Genomic DNA, 1215 nt, shown 5'->3' with positions numbered 1-1215 from the left:
CCGAGCGCTTCGCGAGCGTCTAGGATCGCTCGCAGCCTAGTCCGGCGCAACACTCGCGTCTGTGCGCTTTCGAACATTCATGCCCCTTCAGGTATGCTAATTCTATGCATCATCCGGCGAGTGCCGAACAGGGATGCCTCAGCCCGGGAGCCGCCGTGGCTAGAATAAGCGGCCAATTTGGCAGTTCGCAAAGAACCAATATCCTGTTTCGGTAGTTGGCTCCCGCGTGATCCGAACAAGCAAACTGATTGTTCGGGCCGAGGATAAGTTTAGAAGCTGAGCCGGCACACATGAAGGACCTCCGACCACGTTTGGAAAAGGTCCGCGCTGACGCCAGAGACTTTGCGTTGATGAGTCAGCAGGCGACGGACACAGAAAAGTGCGAGCTGTTTAAGCGCTTGGCGGATGAACTCGCCATCGAAGCGCTCGAGCTTGAGCAAATCGTGAAGCGAAATGAACCATCGAATCCGTGCGACCAGCACGAGGTCGTGGAGTTTAAGCCAACCTCTCAGCGGAAGCGCGGCTGACGTGGAAGAGGTTAGGCCGGCGACGGCTTTCGCCGCATCGCATTGCGCATGGATCCAGACGTCGCTGTTCGTCGCTTGTCCTCGCCGTCGGCTTGAATGACTTGGCGCATTCACCACCTCCGTGCTGTTGTCGGATAAGCCGAGATGCGGACAGCGAGTTGGATGGGACAGCGGTGGTCCACCGTGGACTGCAGTCCGGGCGGCCGCTCATCTCCGCGGCGGGCGGGCGTTCACGGTCCTGTCCCAAACGCCGGCTCCTTGCGAGCGAACCAAGCGATTATAGCAAGTCGTGCAGGACTGAAGCTTGTCCGGCAAGTCGGGCGCATCGATCGCAAGACGAAGAAGAGACCATTGAGGACTCGACGGCCATTGGCGTCACGCTGGACCGCTTAGGACAGAAGGCTTGACCGGGCGTTTCGACGAACTGGTCCAATCGACAAGCGCAAGGGCGGCGGTGTTCTTGTGCCGCAGAAGGCAGGAACCGCGTTGCGGCGTCGTGGTTAATAGAAGTTTGGCAAAGGAGATCGTCAGATGCCCCACGCCAAGCCTTTGATAATCGCCACCATCGTCGCAAGCTCATCTCTGTTGGTCCTGGCGCAAGCCGGCGGCGCAAACGCCGGGTCCGCAGGCGCAGGCACCGGGACGGGCGCGAGTAGCGCCAGCGCTGGTCCGTCGGCATCTTCTGGAA

Annotated in this window: 1 protein-coding gene; it reads left to right on the top strand. The window is 60.0% G+C overall.

Translation table 11 applies throughout. The annotated features are described in order from the left end of the window. Positions 1–290: 290 nt before the first annotated feature. On the top strand, positions 291–527 hold the full coding sequence (locus IVB27_RS26935) for a hypothetical protein (RefSeq protein ID WP_247446118.1): 237 nt from the start codon (positions 291–293) through the stop codon (positions 525–527). The last annotated feature ends 688 nt before the right edge of the window (positions 528–1215 follow it).

This window comes from Bradyrhizobium sp. 197 (assembly GCF_023073375.1).
Lineage (GTDB): Bacteria > Pseudomonadota > Alphaproteobacteria > Rhizobiales > Xanthobacteraceae > Bradyrhizobium.
The sequence above is the reverse complement of the archived record's forward strand: the minus strand, read 5'-3'. Positions and strand labels throughout refer to the sequence as shown.